General features: G+C 45.1%; 2 protein-coding genes. Both read right to left on the bottom strand.

Going from position 1 to position 3,695, the window contains the following annotated elements:
* Window positions 1-291: 291 nt before the first annotated feature.
* Window positions 292-1,143 carry an ABC transporter ATP-binding protein gene (locus PN462_RS16545; protein ID WP_443029198.1) on the bottom strand — a complete coding sequence of 284 codons (852 nt, stop codon included), beginning with the start codon at window positions 1,141-1,143 and terminating at the stop codon, window positions 292-294.
* A gap of 260 nt (window positions 1,144-1,403) precedes the next feature.
* The gene (gene htpG / locus PN462_RS16540) at window positions 1,404-3,374 is read right to left on the bottom strand and encodes a molecular chaperone HtpG (protein ID WP_272129923.1); all 1,971 of its coding nucleotides are present in this window, start codon (window positions 3,372-3,374) and stop codon (window positions 1,404-1,406) included.
* Between the last annotated feature and the right edge of the window lie 321 nt (window positions 3,375-3,695).

The following is a 3,695-nucleotide window of genomic DNA, read 5'->3' as shown; positions in this document are numbered from 1 at the left end:
GGGAGATGGAGGAGATGGGGGAGATGGGGGAGATGGGGGAGATGGGGAGTAACAACTGGTTACTATTTACTATTTACTGTTTACTCTCGGTGAAACTAAAATCACTTAAAATAGGCTGAAAGCCTTACTCTGATTAGTTTCTAACCTTCTTCTTAGGTTAACTTTCTCCTTATTCCAACATCTGCCATCTGCCCTCTGCCTCCTGCCTTCGGATGCTGTTTACTGTTCCCTGTTTCCTGTTCCGGAGTTCCCTGTTCCCTTTGTCACAAACAACCAACAACCAACAACCAACTAATCTAATTGATGGCCAGTGAGTTCGACAAAAATATCTTCTAAGTTGGATTCGCGGATCATGACTCCGGTTTTGTCGGGGAGGGAGTCGAGATACTGGTTGGCCTCTGCGAGGGTGGGGAAAAAGTGGGATTCCATGCGATCGCCTGTTTGCTTGATGGCTAAACCTTCCCCATACTTCTGTTTAAACTGGTCTAATGTTCCTAACTCGATCAGTTTTCCTGCGTCCATAATACCAATACGATCGCACAAAAACTCCACTTCCTCCATGTAATGGGTGGTGAGTAACATGGTCATCCCTTGACGGTTTAAATCCCGGATAATTTCCCAGAGACGACGACGGTTTTGGGGATCAAGTCCGACGGTGGGTTCATCTAAAAACAAGATTTGTGGTTCGTGGAGGAGTGCGCGAGCAATTTGTAAGCGACGTTTCATTCCCCCAGAGAGGGTTTTGACGATATCTTTTCTGCGATCGCTCAACTCTACATAGTCTAACCAGCGATCGATCCGGTGTTGACGCTCCCTGGGGGGGATATGGTGCATTCTCCCGTGAAATTCTAGATTCTCCCAAACCGTCAGATCACCATCAACACTGGTTTGCTGTAACACAACCCCAATATTTTGCTTGACTTCGGCAGGGTTGCGGGTGACATCATGGCCCGCAACTCTCACCTCTCCCTCTGTGGGTTTGGTGAGGGTGATCAACATTCGTATCGTCGTTGATTTTCCTGCACCATTGGGCCCCAAGAGGCCAAACATCTCTCCTGGTTGAATCTCAAAGGAGAGGTCATCTACGACCGGAACTTTGTTATAAACTTTCTGAACGTGATTGAGCGTAACAGCAGTCACTATGTTTTTAATAAAACGTTACATCCCTTTATTGTGCCGGATCAGCGCAATTCTGCCAAGTGTTGCCATGGTTTTGTCAGTCATTTAACCCGTTTTTAAGGGGTTCAAACTATTAGCCCTAGGTTTCAACCTAGGGTGTATTTTATTTCCAATCTGGCCATGTAACGGCTAAATTGTCATGGTTTTATCAGTTATTTAACCCATTTTAACAGGTTTAAACTATTAGCCTTGGGTTTGAACCCAAGGCATATTAAGGGAAAATTTTACAACTGTTGGGTGACTTGAGTGAGTAATTGATTAGACCGTTCCACAAAAGATTTCATGCTGTCTGCATCAAAACTCTTTTGGGAAATTAATGCCAAATCATACACATGACAACACAGTTGATTAACCAAGGTTTCTGTACTCGATGTTCCTTCCCCGGTGACAATTGTTCCTTGGGCCATATTGACCAAGTTTTGAATCATGGGGTGTGCCGTATTTACCAGTAATGTATGAGTGTCTGGAAACTCAACATTTTTCTGTTGTAATAAGGCCGTCATTTCCTGAATGCGTCGCATTTCTTCCGGGAGAATGACCATTGCAGGGGGTGTTCCAGAGGGATCGTCGGTTTTCAGGGATTCTGCACGAATGGTAATTTTTTCGTTATTGAGGGCTTTTTGGAAAAGCTCTTTCACAGTTTCGCTACGGGTTTTATTGGTCTTGGGATCGACAATTTCTGAGTCTTGCTCTTTATTGTCTAATAAGGTTTCGTCTAAGTCAGAATCCACCCGTGAGAATTTGACATCACTGTATTCCCGTTCGAGGAAAGGAATAAAGTAATTGGTATCAATAAAGGAGTCCATGTAGAGGACTTCTAATCCTTGTTTTTTGTACAACTCAATGTAAGTTGCTTGTGCTGAGGGATCAGTACAGTAAAAAACGCGATTTTCGTGTTTTTCTTTGTTCCGTTCGAGGTAATCTTGTAGGGTGGTGTAACCGTCATTCCCTGCGGCCTTGTTGGTGTCTTCCCAAACGTCTCCTTCATCGGTTTGGACTTCGACTTTGGGTTCGTCTGCGCTTTTTTCCCCTTCGTAGGTGGTTTTGAAGATAATGATATCTTCAACTTGTTGTTTGAATTTGTCTTCTTTCAGTGAACCGAACTTGACAAATGTTCCTACATCTTCCCAGCATTTGATGTAATGGGGCCGGTCATCGCGGTAGAGTTGTTTGAGACGGCCTGCGATTTTTTTGGAGATGAAGTCGGTGATGCGTCGGACAGTGCGATCGTTAGTCAGCGCACTACGGGAGACGTTGAGGGGGATGTCGGTGCTGTCGATGACTCCCCGGAGAGGACGCAGGAATTCGGGGATGATTTCGTCGCAGCGATCGCTGACGAATACCTGATTACAGAATAGTTTAATCTGTCCCTTATTCACGTCCACATCGGGTTTAATGGGGGGGAAGTAAAGAATCCCATTGAGGATGAAGGGATAGTCGGTGTTGAGGTGAACCCAGAGTAAGGGGTCTTCTTGAAAAGGGTACAGATAGCGATAAAATTCTAGATAGTCCTCATCCGTGAGGTTTTGGGGAGATTCTTTCCAAGGTGCTTGCTGTTTGTTGATCTGTTCTCCCTCAAATTTAATCTGAACGGGCATAAAATCACAGTAGGTTTTCACTAACTGTTTGATCCGTTCGCTTTCTAGGTATTCGGTTTCCTCGTCCAATAGAGTCAGGGTGACGGTTGTTCCGGGTTGGGTGCGGGTGGACTCACTCAGTTCAAACTGGGGGGACCCATCACAGGACCAGTGGACTGCTTGGGACCCTGGACGACAGGAGAGGGTGTCTATCTCGACTTGTCCTGCAACCATGAAGGAGGAGTAAAATCCTAACCCGAAGTGACCGATGATTTGTTGGTCGGGTTCTTTCTGGTACTGTTTGATGAAGTCTTCTGCACTGGAGAAGGCCACTTGGTTGATATATTTTTTGATCTCCTCTGCGGTCATTCCGATCCCGTTATCGGAGACAGAGAGGGTTTTCTGGTCTTTATTTACGGTGATCTCGATTTGGGGTTCGGGGGGGTCTCCTTCTACGTCTCCTGCAAGGGACAGCATTTTATATTTTGCGATCGCATCGACACTGTTGGAGATCAACTCCCGCAAGAAAATCTCATGGTCGGTGTAGAGAGACTTCTTGATAATGGGAAAAATATTCTCAGTGTGGATCGTAATTTTGCCTTGTTCAAGTACCGCCATTGCTCTCTCGCTTAATTCTTCGTTAAGGGTATATTCAGTGTATATTTTGTTCTACTTTCCCCTATTTTGACGCAAGACTCCCCCCCAAGCAGGATTCGGATTTCCCTACCTGTTATACTGTTTGTAATGCTTAGACTTGCTCTCGTTATTCTGAGGCGATTCTACAAAAACTAAACCGGATTCCGCTCGTTGAAAGCTAGACATTGATTGACATTGTTCAATTTTTGTTGACTTAGAAAGGGACGAGCGTGCAGACTCAGCCATAAATCCTGTAAAAAGGTAGGCTACCTTGAGAGGGTGATCACACCCAAGTGTAAACGC

The sequence above is a fragment of the Spirulina sp. CS-785/01 genome, assembly GCF_028330525.1.
Classification (GTDB): domain Bacteria; phylum Cyanobacteriota; class Cyanobacteriia; order Cyanobacteriales; family Spirulinaceae; genus JAQMSD01.
This window is presented reverse-complemented; position numbering and strand designations above follow the sequence as displayed.

Bases quoted from the DNA above. Each gene is read 5' to 3' on its own strand.
- htpG (WP_272129923.1), bottom strand. From the start codon at position 3,374: ATGGCGGTACTTGAACAAGGCAAAATTACGATCCACACTGAGAATATT.